This is a genomic window from Sphingomonas glacialis (genome assembly GCF_006439055.1).
Lineage (GTDB): Bacteria > Pseudomonadota > Alphaproteobacteria > Sphingomonadales > Sphingomonadaceae > Sphingomonas > Sphingomonas glacialis_A.
Window position 1 is genome coordinate 1 of record NZ_RCZC01000023.1, and the last position, 673, is coordinate 673.

A 673-nucleotide genomic window follows, 5' to 3' on the forward strand; every position below is an offset into this window, starting at 1 on the left:
CGATCCGCACACCCAGGCGATCCTGGCGCTGCGCGGCAAGATCCTGAACGTCGAGCGCGCGCGCCTCGACAAGGCGCTCGGCAACCGCGAGGTCCAGGCGATGATCCAGGCCTTCGGCACCGGCATCGGCGAGGACTTCGACATCGAGAAGGCTCGGTATCACAAGATCGTCCTCATGGCGGATGCCGACGTCGACGGCCAGCACATCACGACGCTGCTGCTCACGCTACTGTTCCGCTACATGCGCGGTCTCATCGAGGCTGGCTTCGTCTACCTGGCGATGCCGCCGCTGTATCGCCTGAAGTGGTCGAACTCCGCTCACGAGTACGTGTTCAGCGACACAGAGCGCGACGCCCTGCTCAAGCACGGGCTCGACAACGGCAAGCGCATCCCGAAGGACGCCGGCATCCAGCGTTACAAGGGTCTCGGAGAGATGAACGCCAAGGAGCTGTGGGAGACCACGATGGATCACTCGACGCGCACGCTGCGTCAGGTGACCATCGAGGATGCCGCGGCGGCCGATGAGATCTTCAGCGTGCTGATGGGTGAAGACGTCGAGTCCCGACGCAGCTTCATCCAGCGCAACGCCAAGGACGTCCGCTTCCTCGACATCTAGTGCGGGCGTTTCGACTCGCTTCGCTCGCTCAACGACCGGAAACTGAAGAAATCACAT

General features: G+C 63.0%; 1 protein-coding gene. It reads left to right on the forward strand.

What is annotated here, in order from left to right; translation table 11 throughout:
• Nucleotides 1-616, forward strand: a 616-nt coding sequence (locus EAH76_RS23810) for a toprim domain-containing protein (RefSeq protein WP_241659869.1), incomplete at its 5' end; no start/stop codon positions are given.
• Nucleotides 617-673 lie beyond the last annotated feature (57 nt).